Source organism: Kocuria turfanensis (assembly GCF_001580365.1).
In the GTDB taxonomy this organism is placed as follows: Bacteria; Actinomycetota; Actinomycetes; order Actinomycetales; family Micrococcaceae; genus Kocuria; species Kocuria turfanensis.
In genome coordinates this window covers 2,712,773-2,733,765 of the sequence record NZ_CP014480.1, presented here as the reverse complement: position 1 = coordinate 2,733,765, position 20,993 = coordinate 2,712,773, and the positions used below count along the sequence as shown (strand labels likewise).

Here is a 20,993-nt window from a genome sequence, read left to right as displayed (position 1 = left end):
GGCGCGGCGATATCCCACCAGTATGCACAGCGGCCTCCCGGACCGGAGCCGGATCACTAGTCATACAAGTTACGTACTTGTATTATTCCTGGTGTTGCCCCACCGCCCCGACCGCGAGGACCCACCATGACCTACACTCCGGACGCCGTCCGCCACCTGCAGCTGTCCACCGTCACCCTGCCGCTGAGCACCCCGATCTCGGACGCCAAGGTCTTCACCGGCCGGCAGCGGCCGATGACCGAGGTGGTCTTTCTCGTCGCCGAGATCACCACCGAGCAGGGACACTCCGGCGTGGGGTTCAGCTACTCCAAGCGCGCGGGCGGGCCGGCCCAGTACGCCCACGCCAAGGAGGTCGCCGAGGGACTCATCGGCGAGGACCCGAGCGACATCGCCAAGGTGTACGACAAGCTGCTGTGGGCCGGCGCCTCGGTGGGCCGCTCCGGCGTGGCCACGCAGGCCCTCGCCGCGATCGACGTGGCCCTGTGGGACCTCAAGGCCAAGCGCGCGGGACTCCCCCTGGCCAAGCTGCTCGGCGCCCACCGGGACTCGGTGCGCACCTACAACACCTCCGGCGGCTTCCTGCAGGCCTCCCTGGAGGAGGTCAAGGACCGTGCCACCGCCTCCCTCGAGGCCGGCATCGGCGGGATCAAGATCAAGGTGGGCCTGCCCGACTCGGCGGAGGACCTCCGGCGCGTGGCCGGGGTGCGCGAGCACATCGGGGCCGGCGTGCCCCTGATGGTCGACGCGAACCAGCAGTGGGACCGGGCCACCGCCCTGCGCATGGGCCGGCGGCTCGAGGAGTTCGACCTCACCTGGATCGAGGAGCCCCTGGACGCCTACGACGCCGAGGGCCACGCCCGGCTCACGGCCGCCCTGGACACCCCGATCGCCACCGGCGAGATGCTCGCCTCCGTGGCCGAGCACGTGCGGCTCATCGAGGCCCGGTCCTGCGACATCATCCAGCCCGACGCCCCGCGGGTGGGCGGCATCACGCAGTTCCTGCGCCTGGCCGCCCTGGCCGACCAGCGCGGCCTGGACCTCGCCCCGCACTTCGCCATGGAGATCCACCTGCACCTGGCCGCCGCCTATCCGCGCGAGCCCTGGGTGGAGCACTTCGACTGGCTCGACCCCCTCTTCGAGGAGCGCCTCGAGACCCGCGACGGCCGCATGCTGGTCCCCTCCCGCCCCGGGCTGGGCATCACCCTCAGCGAGCAGGCGCGCGCCTGGACCACGGACAGCGCCGGGTTCGGCACCGCGTAGCCGACCCCGTTCCGGGCCGGCTGCCCGGCCCCGGTGCGGGGGCAGCACGCCCCGGAAGAAGTCCGTGTCATCTCTTGACCCGTGAGCTGGATCACAGCTACGCTCTGGAAAACGCTTTCCAGCATTCCCCTCGACCGTCAGGAGACACGAACAGCATGAAGAGCACCGGACCTCTCGCCAAGGCCGTGACGGCCCTCGCCGCCTCGGCCCTCGCCCTCACCGGGTGCGGCAGCGCCCACGGCGCCAGCGATGACGGCAACGTCGAGCTCCGCTTCGCCTGGTGGGGCTCGGACACCCGCCACCAGCAGACCCAGGAGATCATCGACGCCTTCGAGGAGCAGAACCCCGGCATCTCGGTGACCGGCGAGTACGGCGACTTCACCGGCTACTGGGACAAGCTCGCCACCCAGACGGCCTCCAACGACGCCCCGGACATCATCCAGATGGACGACAAGTACATCCGCGAGTACGCCGACAACGGCGCCCTGCTGGACCTCTCCGACGTGGACGTGAGCGAGCTCGACGAGGACGTCGTGGAGAGCGGCCGCACCGACGAGGGCCTCTTCGGCGTGGCCACCGGGGTCAACATCATGGCGATCATGGCGAACCCGGCCATCTTCGAGGAGGCCGGCGTCGAGCTGCCGGACGACAGCACGTGGACGTGGCAGGACTTCTCGGACGTCGCCTCGGAGATCACGGAGAAGACGGACGCCTACGGCGCGAGCGCGCCGAACGAGCCCGCCGGGTTCCAGATGTGGCTGCGCCAGCAGGGCAAGGAGCTGACCACCCCGGAGGGCGAGCTCGGTTTCCAGGAGGCCGACGCGGCCCAGTACCTCGCCCTGCAGAAGCAGCTGGTCGAGGACGGGGCCCTGCCCCCGGCCTCCGTGATCACGGAGGACCAGAACCCGGGCCCGGACCAGTCGCTGGCCGGCACCAACCAGTCCGCCATGAGCATGTGGTGGACGAACCAGCTGAGCGCCCTGAACTCGGCGTCCGGAAACCAGTTCGTCCCGCTGCGCTTCCCCAGCACCGACGGCTCCGAGGGCGGCGCGCAGCTCTTCCAGAAGTCGGCCATGTTCATGTCCGGCTCCGCCCGGACCGAGCACCCGGAGGAGGTCAAGAAGTTCATCGACTTCATGGTCAACAGCGAGGAGGCCGGCAAGCTCAACCTCGCCGACCGCGGCCTGCCCGCCAACGAGTCGGTCCGCGAGGCCGTCCTCCCGGAGCTGAGCGAGGCGGACACCGTGGCCGCCGACTTCGTCGAGGAGATCCAGCCCGAGCTCGGCGACCCCATGCCGGTCCCGCCGCTGGGCTTCAGCACCCTCCAGGAGATCCTGTACCGCTACGAGCTGGACGTGGTCTTCGACCGCTCGAGCCCCGAGGACGCCGCCAAGAGCCTGGTCTCCGAGATGGAGTCGGCGATCAGCTGACCCGCACGCTCCGCGGGCGCCGGCCGGGCCGGCGCCCGCGGCTCCATTCGGCCCGCCCCCGGCCGGCCGCCACCCGCTTCTCCTTCGGACCGTCCGGCACGTGCCTGCCGGGAAAGAGGCTTGATTCATGTCTGCTGTGCGCTACGCCAATGTCACCTGCCAGTACCCGGGGGCCGAGCGGCCCTCGGTCACCGACCTGGACCTTCAGGTCGCCGACGGGGAGTTCCTCGTCCTGGTGGGCCCTTCCGGGTGCGGGAAGTCCACCACCCTGCGGATGCTGGCCGGCCTGGAGGAGGTCACCGCCGGCAACATCTACATCGGGGACCGCGACGTCACCGACGTGCCCTCCCGGGACCGCGACATCGCGATGGTCTTCCAGAACTACGCCCTCTACCCGCACATGACCGTGGCCGAGAACATGGGCTTCGCCCTGAAGATCGCCAAGGTCAGCCCCGAGGAGCGCCGGACCCGGGTCGAGGAGGCCGCCAAGATCCTGGACCTCACCGACTACCTGGACCGCAAGCCCAAGGCCCTGTCCGGCGGGCAGCGCCAGCGGGTGGCCATGGGCCGGGCGATCGTGCGCTCCCCGCAGGTGTTCCTGATGGACGAGCCGCTGTCGAACCTCGACGCGAAGCTGCGCGTGCAGACCCGCACCCAGATCGCCTCCCTCACCCGCCGCCTGGGCGTCACCACCGTCTACGTCACCCACGACCAGGTCGAGGCGATGACCATGGGCGATAGGGTGGCGGTGCTCAAGGACGGGGTGCTGATGCAGGTCGACACCCCCCGGGCCCTCTACGACGCCCCCGCCACCGAGTTCGTCGCCGGCTTCATCGGCTCCCCGGCGATGAACCTCTTCCGCTCCCCGGTCACCGAGACCGGGGTCCAGCTGGGCACCCTGCACATCCCGCTGACCCCCGCCCAGCGCACCGGGCTCACCGGCTCCCAGGTCACCGTGGGGATCCGCCCCGAGGACCTCACCCCCGCCCCGGAGGGCACCGGGCTGCCGATCGTGGCCGACGTGGTCGAGGAGCTCGGTGCCGACGCCTTCGTCTACGGCCACCTCGCCCCGGTCACCGCCGCCAACACCATCGTGCAGGTCGACCCCACCGGCCAGGTCGAGGAGGACGCCCCCGCCGCCCACGAGATCGTCGTGCGCGTGGAGGGCCGCACCCCACCCAAGGCCGGGACCACCATCTGGGTGACCCCGAACCTGGACCACGTCCACCTCTTCGACACCACCACCGGCACCCGCCTGCCCGACTGACCCCCACACCGGCCCCACCACACCGGTCGTTGCGCGAGACGACAGCAGCGGGCCCGGCACTCCCACGGGAGGCGCCGGGCCCGCTGCCGTCGTCGTCCGTCGTGCGGGACGTCCGGGCCGTCCCGGGCGCCGGTGCGGCATGGACTCCCGGCGCCCCGGTCCCGGGCTCCGCGGCGCGGCGGCGCCCGCGCCGATGCGGACAGTGTGACTGTTGACACACCGGCACCCCGCCGATACGTTGGAAAGCGCATTCCCACCGCGTCCGAGGAGATCCCGTGCATGCCCAGACCGCTCCCGCCCCGACCGCCGATCCCCACCAGGCAGACGCGCACGGGGAGGTACCCGTGCGCGTCTGCCTGGTGGGGATCGGCGGCTTCGGGGAGCGGCACCTGGCGAACATCCGCCGGCTCGAGGAGGAGGGCGGCGTCCGGCTGGTCGCGGCCGTCGACCGGCGCGCCGACGACGACGGCGTGCTCGGGCCCGAGGTGCCGATGTTCGGCGACCTGGAGCAGCTGCGGGCTGCGGGGCTCGACGTCGACGTGGTGGTGGTCTCCACCCCGATCGACACCCACTTCGACCTCGCCCTGACGGCCCTGGGCCTGGGGGCCGACGTCCTGCTCGAGAAGCCGCCGGTGGCGAACCTCGAGCAGTTCCACCGCCTGCTCGACGCCGCCGAGGAGGCGGACCGCCTCGTCCAGGTGGGGTTCCAGAGCATCGGCTCCCACGCCCTGGGGCTCATCGACCGGCTGCTGGCGAGCGGGGAGATCGGGCGGCTGCGCGCGGTGGGCGCCACGGGCCTGTGGTCCCGGGACACCGGCTACTTCACCCGCTCCCCCTGGGCCGGCCGGCGCCGCATCGGCGGCGTGGACGTGGTGGACGGGGTGGTCACGAACCCCCTGGCCCACGCCGTCATGACCGCCCTGCACATCGCCGGGGCCCGGACCGCCGAGGACGTCGCGCAGCTGCGCACCGAGCTGTACCGCGCCAACGCGATCGAGTCCGACGACACCTCGGTGGTGCAGGTCCGCACCGCGTCCGGCGTCCCCGTCACGTGCGCCCTGACGCTGTGCGCCGCCGAGCAGCAGGACCCCTTCATCACGGTCGAGGGCACGGAGGGCCGGGCGGTGCTGCACTACACCCGGGACGAGCTGACCGTCTCCGGGCCCGAGGGCACGCGGACCGTCACCTCCGGGCGCACGAACCTGCTGGAGAACCTGATCGCCGCACGCCGCGACGGCGCCGCGCTGCTCTGCCACCTGGCCGCCACGGGAGCCTTCATGCGGGTGCTCGACGCCGTGCGCACCGCCCCGGACCCCGCGCCGATCGCCCCGGAGCACGTGCGGTGGCTCGAGGAGGGCGGTTCCCGCCGCCTCGTCCTGCCCGGCGTCGAGGACTGGGCGGTCCGCGCGGTCGCGGCCCAGTCCGGCTTCACGGGGATCGGGGCGCCGTGGGCGGCCCCCGCCGCGACCGGCGAGCGCTTCGTCGTGGCGGGCCACGAGGTCGCCCGGGTCCGCACGGGCGAGGGCATCGCCCCGACCTCCTCGCCGCGTCCGTTCCTGCACCCGGTCCGCACCCTCGGCGGCGTCACCGTCACGGACCAGCAGCCGCTGGACCACGTCTGGCACCTGGGCGTGAGCACCGCCCTGCAGGACGTCGACGGCCTCAACTTCTGGGGCGGGCGCACCTACACCCGCGAGGACCAGCGGTACGTGTGGCGGGACGACCACGGCCGCGTCCACCGCGTCGCGGCCCACGCCACGGAGGACCGGCTGGAGGAGGAGCTGTCCTGGCTCGGCCCGGACGGCACCGCGGTCCTGGCCGAGGAGCGCCGCTGGACCTTCCGCCCCGTGGCGGAGCACGCCTGGGAGCTCGGTCTGCGCTTCCGCCTCTCCCCCGCCGGGGATCGTCCCGTGCAGCTGGGCAGCCCCGGAGCCAACGGACGCCCCGGCGGCGGCTACGGCGGGTTCTTCTGGCGCCTGCCGGACTGCACGGACGCGGACGTGTTCACCGCGGCCGCCGCGGGCGAGGACGCCGTGCACGGCAGCGTGTCCCCGTGGCTGGCCTTCTCCGCCGAGTTCGCCGGGCGCCCCGCCACGCTCGTCCTGCGCCACGGCGGGCCGTCGGCCGACCCGTGGTTCGTCCGCGTCTCGGGCTATCCGGGAGTGGGCCTCGCGCCGGCCTGGGACGCCCCGGTGACCACCGCGCCGGAGGTCCCGTTCGAGCGGGCGGTGCACGTCCTCGTGGTGGACGGCCGCCTCGACGCCACCGGGGTGGAGGCCCTGCTCGACCGTGCCGCCGAGGACCGCGGCCCGGCCGAGAGCCCCGGCGCGTGAGCTCCTCGGGCGCCGACCGGGCGGAGAAGCGGCGCCGGGTCCTGCGCGTGCTCCAGGAGCACGGCGCGGACGCCGTGCTCCTGGAGAGCTCCACGGCGGTGTCCTGGTACCTCGACGGGGCCCGCGTGCACGTCTCCCTCGCCGGCCCGCCGGTGGCGTCCGTCCTGGTGCACCAGGACGGGGACGAGGTGCTGACCTCCACCAGCGAGGCGGCCCGGCTCGCGGCCGAGGAGCTGCCCGACGACGTCCGGCTGCACGAGCTGCCCTGGCACGCCGCCCCGGCCGCCCCGGAGAGCTGGTTCCCCGCCGCCCGCTCGATGGCGGTGCTCGCCGAGGACTGTCTCGCGGCCCCGCTGCGGGCCGCCCGCGCGTCCCTGTTGCCCGGGGAGACGCTGCGCTACGAGGCCCTGTGCCGGGTGGCCGCGACCGTGCTCACGGATGTGCTGAGCCGGGCCACCCCGCGCAGCACCGAGCGGGAGGTCGCCGCCGAGCTGGCCGCCGCGCTGGTGCGGCGCGGCGCGGAGCCGCTCGTCCTCCTGTGCAGCGGTGCGGAGCGACTGGCGCACCGCCACCCCCTGCCGACGGCGGCCCCGCTGGGGCGGCGGGCCATGGCCGTGGTCTGCGCCCGCCGCGGCGGGCTGATCGCCAACGTGACCCGCTGGGTCCGCTTCGGCCCCGCCACCGCGCGGGAGGCCGACGCGGAGGCGGGGATCGCGGAGGTCGAGGCCGACGTCCTGGACGCCCTGCGCCCCGGGCTGCCCCTCGCGGACGTGCTCCCGGTCCTGCAGCGGGCCTATCCGCGCCACGGCTTCGACGCCGGGGAGTGGACCCGGCACCACCAGGGCGGCCCGGCCGGCTACGCGGGCCGGGATCCGCGGCTGGTCCCCGGCGTCCCGGACCGGGTGCACGAGCACCAGGCGTTCGCGTGGAACCCGTCCGCCCCCGGCGCGAAGATCGAGGACACCGTGCTGCTGGGCGCCGGCGGCCCCCGGCCCCTGTCGGTGGACCCCCGCTGGCCGGTCGTCCGGGTGCGCGGCCGGGACCGCCCCACCACGCTCGAGCGCTGACCGGCGCCGGGGACCCTGCGGTCGTCCGGCGGGCCCGGCGGACGACGATGACCGGCTCCGCGGTGCGCCAGGGGCGCGAGCCGTTGCCTCTCGCGGCCGCCTCCACTAGATTGTGCTGACAGTCACACGACTGTCGCCATCGACGCGCGGCGGGAGAGACCCGCTCGGCCACACCGATCGGGCGCCGTAGGAGCAATTCCTCCCCGGGAAACTCTCAGGCCCATGCACCGCCGCGCCGAGGCACCTCTGGAAAGTAGCGTGGCCTGGCCCGCGCTCGCCGACGGAGCAAGCCGCACCCCGTCCGGGTGCGGCGGAAACTCTCAGGCTGTGCAACAGATCGGGGAGGAACCCGCAGACCGCGCGAGCCCACCGCGCAGAAGCCCGGAGTTCCTCGATGACGACCACCTCGGCCCGGCCCGCCGCGACCGCACCGGATCGCGCCCGTGCCGCCGGAGACGTGCGCGGGGACACCGCCTCCGCCGGGTTCCTCGCCCCGGCCACCGGCGCCGGCCGACCCGTCGGCGGGGAGACCTCCCCGCCGGACCCGCCGTCGTTCCCCGAGGACATGCCGAGGACGACGGAGGCGGGCTCACGCGAGACGCACCTGGCCGCGTGCAGCAGCCGCTGCCGGCCGTCGTCCAGAGGGGGAGCGGGGCCGAGGCCCGGCGGCCGGCGCCCTCCCCGTCATCCCGTCCACCCCTTCCCGGGGCCGCCACTCTGTTCTGGAGCACCACCATGGCCATCAGCGTCTTCGATCTGTTCACCGTGGGCATCGGCCCCTCGAGCTCTCACACCGTCGGGCCCATGCGCGCCGCCCGGCGCTTCGCCGTCGCCCTGGTCGCCCAGGACCTCCTGGAGCGCACCGCCGACCTGCGCGTGGACGTCTACGGGTCGCTGTCCGCCACCGGCCGCGGCCACGGCACGTTCACCGCGATCCTGCTGGGCCTGGAGGGCTACGACCCGGAACAGGTCCGCCCCGACGAGGTGGAGGAGCGGCTGGCCGACATCGCCGGCACCGGGACGCTGCGGCTGTGCGCCGCCCTCGGGCACCGCCGGGACATCCGCTACGGCGTCGAGGACATGGTGCAGCACCCGCTGACCGTGCTGGAGCGGCACACCAACGGCATGCGCTTCCAGGCGCTCGGCGCGGACGGGACCGTCCTCGCCGACGAGACCTGGTTCTCGGTCGGCGGCGGGTTCATCGTCCAGGAGGGCGAGGAGGACACCGCCGCGGCGGAGCTGGAGGCCGCCAGCGCGCAGGTGCCCCACCCCTTCCGCACCGCCCGGGAGCTGCTGGGCCACTGCGCGAGCACCGGCCGGCCGATCAGCGAGGTGATGCTGGCCAACGAGCGGACGTGGCGCGGTGAGGACGAGATCCGGGAGCAGCTGCTGCACATCTGGACCGTGATGGAGGAGTGCAAGGACTCCAGCCTCCGGCGCACCGGCCCGCTGCCCGGAGGGCTGAACGTCGCCCGCCGCGCCCCGCAGTGGCACCGGCGGCTGCGCACCGAGGACCCGGACCGGGACCCGGGCTTCTGGCCGGAGTGGGTGAATCTCGTGGCCCTGGCGGTCAACGAGGAGAACGCCTCCGGCGGTCGGGTGGTCACCGCCCCCACCAACGGGGCGGCCGGGATCATCCCGGCGGTGCTGTTCTACGCCACCCACTACTCCCCCGCGGCCCGCGCCGCCGCCGCCGAGGGCCCGGAGGCGCTCGGGGCCGCCCGGCAGGACATCGTGGTCCGGTTCCTGCTCACGGCCGGGGCCGTGGGGGTGCTCTACAAGGAGCAGGCCTCGATCTCCGGGGCCGAGGTCGGCTGCCAGGGCGAGGTGGGCTCCGCCTCCTCGATGGCCGCCGGCGGACTGGCGGAGGTCCTCGGCGGCACGCCCGCCCAGGTGGAGAATGCCGCCGAGATCGCCATGGAGCACAACCTCGGGCTGACCTGCGACCCGATCGGCGGCCTGGTGCAGATCCCGTGCATCGAGCGCAACGCGATCGCCGCGACCAAGGCGATCAACGCCGCCAAGATGGCCATGTGGGGCGACGGCACGCACCGGGTCAGCCTCGACGAGGTCATCGTGACCATGCGCGAGACCGGCAAGGACATGAGCCACAAGTACAAGGAGACCGCCCTTGGCGGGCTCGCCGTCAACGTCGTGGAGTGCTGACCCGCCACGCCCCGTCCCGCGGCGGAGGGACCGCCCGCGCGGCTTCCCCGCCGCCCCGGCCGCCGGAACCGCCCTGCCGGGGTCGTGTCCGAGGGCGGACACGTCATGCAGTGGAACACTGTGCCCCGGACTGGACAAAGGTCTAGCCTCGTGCAGAGGAGGTTTGCACATGAGAATGACCTTGGCAGACGTGGTGGCCGCCCTCGGCGTGCTGATGACGGCTCCCGCGATGGCCGGCATGGGACTCACGCTCCTCGGCGGCCGGGCCCCGTACGACCTGCTCGTCGGCACGGTGGTGCTCGGCGTCGTCCTCACGATCGCCGGTCTCGTGCCCCGCTTCGAGCAGCACCGGCTCGGCTGGGCGAGCCAGACGGATGCGCTGCTGCGGGCCCGGCAGCAGGCCGGGCGCACCGCCGTCGCCCCGGGGCCGGACCCCACGGCGGACCGCGCGCGGGAGCGGCAACGTGCGGTCACAGTGGCTCCGGAGGGCGCACGGGGGCCCGGCAGCGCCTAGCGTCGGAGCATGGGCAGCAGAACGGGCAGCATCTACGTCAATCCCGTCACCCAGGAGCGCGCGGTCGTGCTGGTGAGCTCGGCCGACTCCGGCGGGGAGCTGGTGCGCGCCGAGCTGTGGGCCCCGCCCGGCGCCCGGGTCGCGGCCCCGCACACCCACCCCCGGCAGAGCGAGCGGTTCGAGGTCCGGCAGGGCCGGCTGGGCGTCCGCTACGGCTCCGACACCGGGGTGCTCGACGTCGGGGGTGCCGTGGAGGTCCCGCCGGGGACGGTGCACGACTGGTGGACCCACGGGGACGAACCGGCACGCGTCCTCGTCGAGGTGCGGCCCGCCCTCCGGTTCGAGGAGGCCATCGTGACGCTGTGGGGACTGGCCGCCGCGGGGCGCACGAACCCCCGCGGGATGCCGGGGCCGTTGCAGCTCGCCCTGCTGTCCCACGAGTGGGACGACACCATCCGCTTCGTCTCCCCGCCGCGGCCCGTGCAGCAGCTGATGCACCGCGTGCTCGGCCCGGTGGCCCGGCGCCGGGGGCTTCGCGGCGCCTATCCGGAGCTCGAGCAGCGCATCCTCATCGGGCGCCTGGGCGAGCCCCTGACGCTCCGCGGACCGGCGCCCGCCGGCACCTGATCCGGCCGCCGCGGCACGGGGAACGGACGGGGTCCCGCGCCGCCGGCACGGCCGGGGCAGCCGGCCGGGCTCAGACCACGGCCGCCTGCGGGGCGGGCAGCGACTGCTGCCGCAGCGCCAGGCCGAGCCCGGGGCGGTCCAGGAGCTGCAGCCGCGAGCCCGTGACCCGCACCGGGGACGGCTCGGCGAGGACGCCGAGCTCGGCGAACCCGGCGTCCTCGACCACCTCCACCATGGTCGGCTCCGCGAGGGTCAGCGCCAGCTGCCCCGAGAGCTCCGGCAGCAGGTGGGGCGCGATCCCCACGTTGTGGGTGCGGGCGAGCTCCACGATCCGCCGGAAGGGCGTGATGCCGCCCACCCGCACGATGTTCGGCTGGACGATGTCCACGGCCCCGGCGCCGATGAAGTCCCGGAACCGGTAGACGTTGTGCAGGTTCTCCCCGAGCGCGATGGGCACCCGGCTGAACCGGCGCAGCTGGCGGTAGCCCTCGAGGTCGTCCGCGCGCAGCGGCTCCTCCAGCCACGACGGGGCGAAGGGCGCCAGCGCGTCCAGGGCCCGGCGGGCCGTGGGCAGGTCCCAGCGCTGGTTGGCGTCGATCATCAGGCCGCGGTCGGGGCCGAGCAGCTCGCGCACGGCGGCGACGCGCTCGACGTCCTCGCGCAGGTCCGGCCGGCCCACCTTGATCTTGACGGCGCCGAAGCCCGCCGCGACCCAGCGGCGCACCTGCTCCTGCAGCTCGTCGAGCTCGTAGTGCAGGTTCACGCCGGAGCCGTAGACGGCCACGTCGCGCTGCCGCCGGCCCAGCAGCGCGGGCACCGACAGGCCGGCGCGCCGGGCCCGCAGGTCCCACAGGGCCAGGTCGATCCCGGCGAGGGCGATGCCGGTGAGCCCCGTGCCGCCCTCGTGCAGGAACTTCCAGGCGTCGTCCCACAGCACCTCCGGGTGCTCGTCACGGCCGCGGACGAAGCCCGCGAGGTCGTCGTCGAGCAGCGCCTGCACGGCCCGCGCCCCGATGGTCGGGGTCCAGGAGAAGCCGGTGCCGGTGGCGCCGTCGTCGGCCACGACCGTGACGGCGATCAGGTGGTTGCGCGGGGCCTCGGGGCCCCAGCTGCGCAGCAACCGGGCGGTGATCAGCTCGGTGCGCACGGCGGCGATGCTCATGCGGTGTCCTTCCCGTGCCGTCCGGTGCCGGCGAGCTGCCCGGGAGCCGGGTCGCCGGCGTCCTCCCGCAGCTCGGTGCGCCAGGTGCGCGCCGGCTCCCAGTCCAGCTCCTCACGGGCCTTGTCGATGCTGAAGGCCGGCGCCGTCCCGGTCAGGCCGGCGGCGAGCGCCTCGCTGCCGGGGACGAACTGCGGGATGAGCTCCGCCAGCGGGCGCCGGGCCAGGGCGTCGGCGGCGCCCACGAAGTACGTGTCCCCGTTGCGTGTGGCGCCCATCCGCTCGAGCAGCGCCTCGAGGAAGGTGGTGACGTCCCGGGCGTCCACGTAGTTGAACAGCGCCGGCGCGGCGAGCGCCGGGTCGTCCAGGCGCTCGCGCACGGTGTGGCCCTGCTGGGTCGGCGCACCGGCCCACTCCTCGGGGGCGATGACGTAGCAGGGGCGGAAGGAGGCGTAGCGCACGCTCCCGCCGCGGGCCGCCGCGAACATCTGCGCGACCTGCTCCGCGACGTGCTTGGACAGCCCGTAGGCGTGCCACGGCCGCGGCGGGGTCCGCTCGGTCAGCGGGAAGGCGGGCGGCAGCCAGCCGGCCGGGGAGCCGTAGCCGAGCACGGTGGGGCTGCTGGCCATCACGATCCGGCGGGCTCCGGCCTCGGTGGCGGCATCGGCCACGGTGTGGGCGATCACGGCGTTGGTCTGCAGGATGACGTGCTCGGGGGCGCTGAAGGGCACGGCGATGGCCGCAAGGTTGATCACCGCGTCCGGGCGCGCGGCCCGCATCAGCGCGAGCGTGGCCTGAGGGTCGGTGAGCTCGGCGGACCGGTGCTCGACGGCCCGGTGCGCGGCCGCCCGCTGCTCCTCGGGCGGCAGCGCGCGGTCGACGCTGACGACCTCGTAGCCGGCCTCCGCCAGCCCGCCGACGACGCTGCGTCCGAGCCGGCCGGACCCGCCGGTGACCATCACCCGGGTCATGCCGGGACCTCGCTGCGCCGGGCCGCGGCGGTGCTGCCGAGGTCCAGGTCGGCGATCCGCACCGGCGCGCCCGTCTCGAGGGAGAGGTTGCCGGCGATGCCCACGGACACGGCCGCCACGCCGTCGCGGTAGCCGGAGGGCCGGCCGTAGGGGTCCTCCCCCGGTCCCCGGAACACGTCGGCCAGCAGGAGCCGGTCCCCGCCGCCGTGGCTGCCGGAGCCGTTGCGGACGGGCACCTCCTCGGCGGTCTCCCAGTGCCGCTGGACGACCAGCCGCTCGCCGCGCCGCCTGGCCCCGCCCCGGTCCGCCCCGGCGGTGACCGAGGGGTCCACCGGGGTCCCGCCGGCGGCGGGCAGCACGGCGGCGCGCTCCACGACCTCCAGCTCGGCCCGGCCCTCGGTGCCGTTGACGGCCACCCGGTAGCCCTCCCAGGGCGAGTGGGCGTTGAGGGAGTAGCAGAGGGTGGCGCCGCGGGCGTAGTCGACCACGAGCGCGAGGTTGTCCTCGATGGTGATCCCGTCGGAGAACACGTCCTGGTCCCGGCGGTAGCCGTCGTGGTGCTGGTGGTCGAGGTAGAGCCGGCTGAGCCGCTCGTCGGAGCGCAGGTCCAGGGCGAAGGGGTCGCCGTCCGGGCCGACGGGCCGGGGGACGCCGGCCCGCGCCCGGGCCTCGGCGTTGTCCCGCCCGTAGAAGCGGAGGCCGCCGGAGGCGTAGACGCGCTCCGGGGTGTCCCCCAGCCACCAGTTGACCAGGTCGAAGTGGTGGGAGGACTTGTGCACCAGCAGCCCGCCGGAGTTCTGCTTCTGCCGGTGCCAGCGGCGGAAGTAGTCGGCGCCGTGGACGGTGTCCAGCACCCAGCTGAAGTCCACGGAGGTGACCGTGCCGACCGCTCCGGACTGCACGACGTCCTTGAGCGCGGTGTTGCGCGGGGAGTAGCGGTAGTTGAACGTGACCACCACGTCGCGGCCCGTCTCCTCCACGGCCGCGGTGACGCGGCGGCAGCCCTCCGCGTCGATGGTCAGGGGCTTCTCGACGACGGCGTCCGCGCCGGCGTGCAGGGTCTCGCAGATGTAGTCGGCGTGGGTGACGTCGGGGGTGGTGATCAGGACCCGGTCGATGCCCTGCTCGCGGATCGTGCGGGTGAGCGCCGCGGGGTCGAAGACCTGGACCGGCGCCCCCGCGGCCTCCTCGGCCAGCCGGCGGTAGTGCTCGGCCCGTCCGGGGTTGCTGTCGCCCACCGCCACCAGCTCGGCGACGTCGGCGTGGTCGTCCAGCAGCGAGCGGAGGTACATCTCGCACCGGTGGCCGGTGCCGACCAGGAGGTAGCGGGTCCGTCCCTCCCGCGGTGCCGTGCCGTCCGGGCCGGTGGGGTCTGCGCTGGGCATCGAGTGCTCCTTCTGCTGGGGGTGGGTGGTCTTCGGCGGGGTCCGCGCCGGCGGGGATCGGTGTCGGCGGACCCGCCGGCCGGGCGGTCCCGGCCGGCGGGCACGGAGCCCGGGCGGGCTACTTGATGCCGGTGGTGGCGATGCCCTTGACGAGGAACTTCTGCCCCACGAGGAAGGCGATGAACACCGGCAGCAGGGACACGATCGACATCGCGAACAGCGAGCCCCAGGAGGACTCCCCCGTGGCGTCCACGAAGGCGCGCAGCGCCACCGGGACGGTGAACATGTCCGGGTCGGTGAGGTAGATCAGGGCGCTGAAGAAGTCGTTCCAGGTCCAGATGAACGTGAAGATCGTGGTGGTGGCCAGGGCCGGGACCATCATCGGCAGGATGATCTGCCCGAAGATCCGGGGGTGGCCGGCGCCGTCGATGCGGGCCGCCTCGTCCATGTCCCGCGGGATGCCGCGGATGAACTGGACCATGAGGAAGACGAAGAACGCGTCCGTGGCGAGCAGCTTCGGCACGATCAGCGGCCAGAAGGTGTTCACCCACCCGATCTGGGAGAACATGATGTACTGCGGCACGATCACCACGTGGAACGGCAGCATGATCGTGAGGAGCATCAGGGCGAAGGCCGGCTTCTTGAACCGGAACTCCAGCCGGGCGAAGGCGTAGGCGGCCATCGAGCAGGAGACCAGGTTGCCCACGATGCACCCGAGCACCACGACCGCGGAGTTGAACAGGTACACGCTGAACGGGCTGGACAGGGCGGTCCACCCGTCCGTGTAGTTGGCGCTCTCGAAGGTCTCGAGCAGGATGCCCGGCTCGCGGAAGATGACGTCGTTGGGGCGCAGGGAGCTGGCCAGCATCCACAGCAGCGGGTAGATCATCACCCCGCCCGTGAGGATCAGCGCCAGGTGCTTGAGCAGGGAGCGGATCCGCCCCCGGGCGCCGGGGCCGCGGGACCGGCGGCTCGCCGCGCCCTGCGGCGGGGCCGGGGCGGAGTCCTGCTCGGCCGTCGGGGCGGGGTCGTAGGCGATTGTCGAGTTAGTCATCGTAGAACACCCAATACTTAGACGCGATGAAGTTGAGAGCGGTGAACGCCCCGATGATGACGAGCAGCAGCCAGGCCATGGCCGCGGCGTAGCCCATGTCGAACTGGCCGAAGCCGGTCTGGTAGAGGTACAGCGTGAAGAACATCGTCGAGTCGGAGGGGCCTCCCCGGCCGCCCGAGACGATGAAGGCCTGGGTGAAGGACTGGAACGCCTGGATGATCTGGAGCACCAGGTTGAAGAAGATGATGGGGCTCAGCAGGGGCAGCGTGATCCGGAAGAACTGCGTGACCTTGCCGGCGCCGTCGATGGAGGCCGCCTCGTAGTACATGGTGGGGATCTGCCGCAGGCCCGCCAGGAAGATGATCATCGGGGCCCCGAAGGTCCACACGTGCAGCAGGATGATGCTGCCGAGCGCCGTCCGGGGGTCCGAGATCCACCCGATGCCCTCGATGCCGACGAGGGCCAGCACCTGGTTGACCAGCCCGCTGGTCCCGAAGAGCTGCTTCCACAGGATCGCGATCGCCACGGAGGCGCCGAGCAGGGACGGAGGTAGAAGACCGAGCGGTAGAACGCGAGGCCGCGCAGGCCCCGGTCCAGGACCATGGCGATCGCCAGGGCGAGCGCCAGCTGCAGCGGGACCCCCACGAACACGTAGGTGAAGGTCACCTTCAGGGAGTTGTGCAGCCGCGCGTCCTCGAGCATCCGGGAGAAGTTCTCCAGGCCGATCCAGTCCGGGGACCGCATCAGGTTGTAGTCGGTGAAGGAGAGGTAGAGCGACATCAGCATGGGGCCGAGGGTGATGACCACGAGCCCCACGATCCAGGGCGCCAGGAAGACCGCCGCGGCCTTGTTGTCCCGCCGGTCGGGGCGGGGCCCCTGCCGGCCGGCCGCGCGCTTCCCGCGGCCCCCGGGCAGGCCCTTCCGGGTGATCTCCTCGACGGCGCTCATACCGGGACCGCCCCTCGGCGCAGCCGCGGCCGGGCGACCCGGAGCGGTTCGGTGTCGATCTGCCTGATTGTCATCGGTCTCTCCTCGGAACGGATGGGAAAGCGTTTTCCATGCTCGCGTTGCCCTCAAGGCTAGGGGTCGCGGGGTGTGACGTCAACCACAATGCCGGATGGATCCGGGTGTGTCCTCGTGCGTCCGGACCGGCGCGTCGCGCCCCGGCTCAGGACGCACGCGATCGAGCTGCCGCAGGGCCTCGGCCGCGGCCAGCGGCGCGTAGTGGCCCGCCCGGGCCCGGGCCTCGGCCTCGGAGGGGGCGACGTCCACGAGGGACGCGGCGGCCCCGACGCCGGCCTCGCGCAGCTGCCGGGCGGACAGGGACAGCCGCCCGGCGACCGCCGCCACGGGGATCCCCCGCGCCGCGGCCACGGCCGCGGCGGCCAGCGGCGCCTTGCCCTGCAGCGACTGCTCGTCCAGGGACCCCTCCCCGACCAGCAGCAGGTCGGCTCTCTGCAGGTGCTGCTCGAGGCCCACGAGCGCGGCCACGAGCTCGAAGCCCCCCTCCAGCACGGCGGGGGTCAGGGCCAGGAAGCCGGACGGGAAGCCGCCGGCGGCTCCCGCGCCCGGGCGCCGGAAGGGGCGGGACCCGGGCGTGCCGGCCAGCAGGGCCGCCCAGCGCCGCAGCGCGGCGTCGAGCTCGGCGCGGGCCCCGGCGTCGGCGCCCTTCTGCCCCGCGAAGACGTGGGCGGCGCCGGCGGGCCCGTACAGCGGGTTCTGGACGTCCACCGCCAGCCGCAGCCGCACCGACCGCAGCCGGGGGTCCAGCCCGGAGGCGTCCAGGCGGGCGGCCCGCAGCAGGCCCGCGCCGCCCAGCGGCACGGGGGCGCCGCCGTCGTCGAGCACCTCCAGCCCGAGCGCCCGCAGGGCGCCGGAGCCTCCGTCGGTCATCGCCGAGCCGCCCAGGCCGACCACGACGTCCGCCGCCCCGGCGTCCAGCGCCGCGCGGATCAGCTGGCCGCAGCCGTAGCTGTGCGCCGCACGGGCCGTGGCCGGGCTGGGCCGGACCTGGTCGAGCCCGGCGGCCTGGGCGGACTCGACCACCGCGGTGGTGCTGCCGTTCTCGGCCGTGAGCAGCGCCCAGCGCGCCCGCACGCGGGCCCCGAGCGCGCCGCGGACCGCCGTCCGGCGCAGCTGCGCACCGGCCGCCACGGCGGCGTCCACCGTGCCCTCGCCGCCGTCGGCGAGCGGGACCGTGCTGACCCGGGCTCCGGGCCAGTGCCGCCGGACCCCGGCGGCGAGGGCCTCGGCGGCCTCGGGGGCCGTGAGCGTGCCCTTGAACTTGTCCGGCGCCACGACCACCCGGGGGCGGCCGCCCGGTGCGCGCCCGCCGCCCTCAGGCGGGGGCACGAGCGGGCTCGCCCGTCAGGGACGGCAGCACGAGGGACGCCCAGCGCTGCTTCATCACGGCGAGCGTGACGTCGGCGTCCTGGTCGAAGATCTCCTGGTTGAAGATCTCCACCTCCACCGGGCCCGTGTAGCCCGCGGCGGCGACCCAGCGGCCGATCGTGGCGAAGTCGATCACCCCGTCCCCCATCATCCCTCGGGAGAGCAGGGCGTCGGCGGCGATCGGCAGGTTGAAGTCGCACACCTGGTAGGACGCCAGCCTCCCCTCGGCCCCGGCCCGGGCGATCTGCGCCTCCAGCTCGGGATCCCACCACACGTGGAAGGTGTCGACCACCACGCCCACGGTCTCCGGGGGGTGGGGCGCGGCGTAGTCCAGCGCCTGCTTCAGGGTGGAGAGCACGGCCCGGTCCGCGGCGTACATGGGGTGCAGCGCCTCGAGCACCAGGCGGACCCCGTGCTCCCGGGCGAAGGGCACGAGCTCGGCCAGCCGGTCGGCCACCCGCGCCCGGGCGGCCACCAGGTCCTTGTCGCCGCGGTCGCCGGTGCCGCCGAGGACGTGGGCGGCGGCGGGCAGGCCGCCGACGACCATGATCAGCTCGCCGGTGCCCAGGGCCGCGGCCTCGCGGATCGCGGCCCGGTTGTCCTCGAGTGCGGCCCGCTGCCCCGCCTCGTCGGTCGCCGTGAGGAAGCCGCCCCGGCAGAGGCTGGAGACCTGCAGGCCGGCGCGGGAGATCATCCGCGCCGCCTCCTCCAGGCCCGCCTCGGCCACGCGGTCGCGCCACACCCCGATGTGCCCGAGCCCCGCCCGGGCCGTGGCGTCGACGGCCTCCTGCAGGGTGAGGTTGCGGGTGGTGCCGGTGTTCAGCGACAGCTGGAAGTCCGCGCTCACGCCGCACCTCCCGCGCCGCCGGCCGGGACCAGGGCCGGAGCCCCGGCTCCGGCGACGTCCAGGAAGGCGCCCATCCGCCGGGCCGCCAGCTCGGGGTCGAGCAGCAGCCCGGCGCGGTCGGCCAGCTGGAAGACCCGCACGAGGTGCGGCACCGAGCGCCCGGAGTGGAGGCCGCCGACCATCTGGTAGCCGGGCTGGTGCCCGTTGAGCCAGGAGAGGAAGGCGATGCCGGACTTGTAGTAGAAGGTCGGGGCGCCGAAGACGTGGCGCCCGAGGGCCTCCGTGGAGTCGAGGATCGCCCGCGCCCGGTCCGGCTGCCCGTCGTCGTAGGCCTGCAGGGCGGTGGAGGCGGCCGGGTAGATGCCGGCGAAGATGCCCAGCAGGGCGTCGGAGTGCCGGGTGCCGTCGCCGTGGACGAGCTCGGGGTAGTTGAAGTCGTCCCCGGTGTAGAGGCGGACCCCGTCCGGCAGGGCTGCCCGCAGCCGGGTCTCGTGCCCGGCGTCCAGCAGGGAGACCTTGACGCCGTCGACCTTGTCCGGGCGGGACCGGATCAGCTGCAGGAACGTCTCCGTGGCGGCCTCGACCTCCTCGCTGCCCCAGTACCCGGTGAGGGCCGGGTCGAACATCGTGCCGAGCCAGTGCAGCACCACTGGGTGCCGGACCTCGTCCAGCAGGCCGGTGTAGACCCGCAGGTAGTCCTCCGCGCCGCGCGCGGCGCGCACCAGCGCCCGGGAGGCCATGAGCACGACCTTGGCCCCGGCGCCCTCCACGACCGCCAGCTGCTCCCGGTAGGCGGCCTCGACGGCGCGCAGCCCCGCCTCGCCCGGGGCGATCCCCGCCGGGTCCAGCTGGTCCGTGCCGGCCCCGCACGCGATGAGGTCGCGCACCGTGCGGCCCCGCAGGCCCGGGTGCCCGGCGGTCAGCGCGGCGGCCGCCTCGGCGGTGGAGCGGCGGATCAGCTCCTGGGTGGCGGGCCAGTCCAGGCCCATGCCCCGCTGGGCGGTGTCCATGGCGTCGGCCACGCCCAGCCCGTAGGACCAGACGTCGTGCCGGAAGCCCAGGGTCGCGTCCCAGTCCAGCTGCGCCGGCGCCCCGGGGGTGTTGTCGGCGAGGACGTGCGGCACGACGTGCGCCGCGGCATAGGCCCGCCGCGAGCCGATCGGCGCCTGCGGGCGGGGCCAGGCCCCCGGTTCGGCGAGCACGTGCTCGGTGCGGGAGCCGGCGCCGTCCGGCAGGTGCACGGCGGTCACCGGAGCGCTCCGGCGGCCTCGGGGTCCGCCGTCCGGTCCGCGCCCCGGCCGGCCTCCGCGGTGAGGTCCAGCTCCGGGATGTCGATGGTGCGGCGCTCGGCCGAGGACTGCAGGCCCAGCTCCGCGAGCTGGACGCCGCGGGCGGCCGAGAGCAGGCCGAAGCGGTGCTCGCGCCCGGCGACGACGTCCGCGAGGAACTCTTCCCACTGCGCCTTGAAGCCGTTGTCCAGCTCGGCGTTGGCGGGCACCTCCAGCCACTGGTCGCGGAAGGACTCGGTGACGGGCAGGTCCGGGTTCCACACCGGCTTGGGCGTGTGGGCGCGCTGCTGGGCGACGCACTTGGTCAGCCCGGCGACGGCCGAGCCGTGCGTGCCGTCGACCTGGAACTCCACGAGCTCGTCGCGGTACACGCGCACGGCCCAGGAGGAGTTGATCTGCGCGATCACGGGGTCCCCGGCGGGCGTCTCGCACTCGAAGACGCCGTAGGCGGCGTCGTCGGCGGTGGCCGGGTACTCGTGGCCCTGCTCGTCCCAGCGGGCGGGGATGTGCGTCACCGCCTTGGAGGTGACCGAGCGCACCGGGCCCACGATCCCCTCCAGGACGTAGTTCCAGTGGCAGTACATGTCCGTGGTCATCGACCCGCCGTCCTCGCGCCGGTAGTTCCACGAGGGGCGCTGGGCCTCCTGGTGCTCGCCCTCGAAGACCCAGTACCCGAACTCCCCGCGCACGGAGAGGATCCGGCCGAAGAAGCCCTCGTCCACCAGCCGGCGCAGCTTCACCAGCCCGGGCAGGTAGAGCTTGTCGTGGACGACCCCGGCGGTCACCCCGCTCTCGCGGCCGACGCGCGCGAGCTCCACGGCCTCCCGCAGCGTCTCGGCGGTCGGCTTCTCGGTGAACACGTGCTTGCCGGCGGACATGGCCTTCCGGAGGGTGCTCGCGCGCAGGCTGGTCATGGAGGCGTCGAAGACGATGTCCACCGTGGGGTCGGCGATGAGGGCGTCGAGATCGGTGCTCCAGCGCTCGACCCCGTGCCGGCGGGCCAGCTCCTCGAGCTTCGCGGCGCTGCGGCCCACGAGGATCGGCTCGACGGTGACGCGGCTGCCGTCGGGCAGCGTGATCCCGCCCTGGTCCCGGATGGGCAGGATCGAGCGCAGCAGGTGCTGCCGGTAGCCCATGCGGCCGGTGACGCCGTTCATGGCGATGCGTAGGACTCGGGGTTGGGACATCGTCCACTCCAAACGGTTGGGGAATTTGCAGGAAAGCGCTTTCCAC

Annotated in this window: 16 protein-coding genes, 1 pseudogene and 1 riboswitch; of the genes and pseudogenes, 8 read left to right on the top strand and 9 right to left on the bottom strand. The window is 74.2% G+C overall.

Annotated elements, in window-relative coordinates; translation table 11 throughout:
• The first annotated feature begins 126 nt into the window (after positions 1 to 126).
• From AYX06_RS12555 to AYX06_RS12520, 8 genes are all read left to right on the top strand, one after another.
• Complete coding sequence (locus AYX06_RS12555) at positions 127 to 1,260, top strand: L-talarate/galactarate dehydratase (RefSeq protein ID WP_062736059.1); 1,134 nt, start codon at positions 127 to 129, stop codon at positions 1,258 to 1,260.
• Positions 1,261 to 1,415: 155 nt separating this feature from the next.
• A complete protein-coding gene (locus tag AYX06_RS12550; RefSeq protein ID WP_062736058.1) occupies positions 1,416 to 2,690 on the top strand; it encodes an ABC transporter substrate-binding protein in 1,275 nt (424 codons plus the stop codon).
• A 127-nt stretch (positions 2,691 to 2,817) separates the two neighbouring features.
• Positions 2,818 to 3,957, top strand: a complete 1,140-nt coding sequence (locus tag AYX06_RS12545; protein ID WP_062736057.1) for an ABC transporter ATP-binding protein — start codon at positions 2,818 to 2,820, stop codon at positions 3,955 to 3,957.
• Positions 3,958 to 4,232: 275 nt separating this feature from the next.
• Positions 4,233 to 6,290 (top strand): DUF6807 family protein, encoded by a 2,058-nt coding sequence (locus AYX06_RS12540; RefSeq protein WP_062736056.1) that lies wholly within the window; start codon positions 4,233 to 4,235, stop codon positions 6,288 to 6,290.
• Positions 6,287 to 7,357 (top strand): M24 family metallopeptidase, encoded by a 1,071-nt coding sequence (locus AYX06_RS12535; protein ID WP_062736055.1) that lies wholly within the window; start codon positions 6,287 to 6,289, stop codon positions 7,355 to 7,357. Before AYX06_RS12540 ends, AYX06_RS12535 begins: the two co-directional genes overlap by 4 nt.
• 140 nt (positions 7,358 to 7,497) lie before the next feature.
• A riboswitch (glycine riboswitch) is annotated at positions 7,498 to 7,597 on the top strand.
• A gap of 495 nt (positions 7,598 to 8,092) precedes the next feature.
• Positions 8,093 to 9,523, top strand: coding sequence for an L-serine ammonia-lyase (locus AYX06_RS12530; RefSeq protein ID WP_062736054.1), 1,431 nt, complete (start codon positions 8,093 to 8,095; stop codon positions 9,521 to 9,523).
• 169 nt (positions 9,524 to 9,692) lie between these two features.
• A complete protein-coding gene (locus tag AYX06_RS12525) occupies positions 9,693 to 10,037 on the top strand; it encodes a hypothetical protein (RefSeq protein WP_147017690.1) in 345 nt (114 codons plus the stop codon).
• Between the two features lie 9 nt (positions 10,038 to 10,046).
• A complete protein-coding gene (locus AYX06_RS12520) occupies positions 10,047 to 10,664 on the top strand; it encodes a cupin domain-containing protein (RefSeq protein WP_062736052.1) in 618 nt (205 codons plus the stop codon).
• A 70-nt stretch (positions 10,665 to 10,734) separates the two neighbouring features.
• On the opposite strand, the gene AYX06_RS12515 is transcribed toward AYX06_RS12520, so the two are convergent.
• The 9 genes and pseudogenes from AYX06_RS12515 to AYX06_RS12475 all read right to left on the bottom strand — a co-directional run bounded on the left by AYX06_RS12515 (position 10,735) and on the right by AYX06_RS12475 (position 20,947).
• A complete protein-coding gene (locus AYX06_RS12515; protein ID WP_062736051.1) occupies positions 10,735 to 11,826 on the bottom strand; it encodes a mandelate racemase/muconate lactonizing enzyme family protein in 1,092 nt (363 codons plus the stop codon).
• Complete coding sequence (locus AYX06_RS12510; RefSeq protein WP_062736050.1) at positions 11,823 to 12,794, bottom strand: NAD-dependent epimerase/dehydratase family protein; 972 nt, start codon at positions 12,792 to 12,794, stop codon at positions 11,823 to 11,825. Before AYX06_RS12510 ends, AYX06_RS12515 begins: the two co-directional genes overlap by 4 nt.
• Positions 12,791 to 14,179: a Gfo/Idh/MocA family oxidoreductase gene (locus tag AYX06_RS12505; RefSeq protein ID WP_062736049.1), complete on the bottom strand. Its 1,389-nt coding sequence runs from the start codon at positions 14,177 to 14,179 to the stop codon at positions 12,791 to 12,793. Before AYX06_RS12505 ends, AYX06_RS12510 begins: the two co-directional genes overlap by 4 nt.
• A 118-nt stretch (positions 14,180 to 14,297) precedes the next feature.
• The gene (locus AYX06_RS12500) at positions 14,298 to 15,233 is read right to left on the bottom strand and encodes a carbohydrate ABC transporter permease (protein ID WP_062736048.1); all 936 of its coding nucleotides are present in this window, start codon (positions 15,231 to 15,233) and stop codon (positions 14,298 to 14,300) included.
• Positions 15,226 to 16,181 (bottom strand): annotated as a pseudogene (locus tag AYX06_RS12495) (carbohydrate ABC transporter permease). The gene AYX06_RS12500 and the pseudogene AYX06_RS12495 overlap by 8 nt, the downstream one beginning before the upstream one ends.
• Before the next feature lie 153 nt (positions 16,182 to 16,334).
• Entirely contained in the window at positions 16,335 to 17,585 is a 1,251-nt protein-coding gene (locus tag AYX06_RS12490; RefSeq protein ID WP_062736047.1) for a glycerate kinase, read from the bottom strand.
• The gene (locus tag AYX06_RS12485; RefSeq protein ID WP_062736046.1) at positions 17,572 to 18,471 is read right to left on the bottom strand and encodes a sugar phosphate isomerase/epimerase family protein; all 900 of its coding nucleotides are present in this window, start codon (positions 18,469 to 18,471) and stop codon (positions 17,572 to 17,574) included. Before AYX06_RS12485 ends, AYX06_RS12490 begins: the two co-directional genes overlap by 14 nt.
• On the bottom strand, positions 18,468 to 19,721 hold the full coding sequence (locus AYX06_RS12480; protein ID WP_062736045.1) for a dihydrodipicolinate synthase family protein: 1,254 nt from the start codon (positions 19,719 to 19,721) through the stop codon (positions 18,468 to 18,470). Before AYX06_RS12480 ends, AYX06_RS12485 begins: the two co-directional genes overlap by 4 nt.
• On the bottom strand, positions 19,718 to 20,947 hold the full coding sequence (locus AYX06_RS12475; RefSeq protein ID WP_062736044.1) for a Gfo/Idh/MocA family protein: 1,230 nt from the start codon (positions 20,945 to 20,947) through the stop codon (positions 19,718 to 19,720). Before AYX06_RS12475 ends, AYX06_RS12480 begins: the two co-directional genes overlap by 4 nt.
• Positions 20,948 to 20,993: the final 46 nt, after the last annotated feature.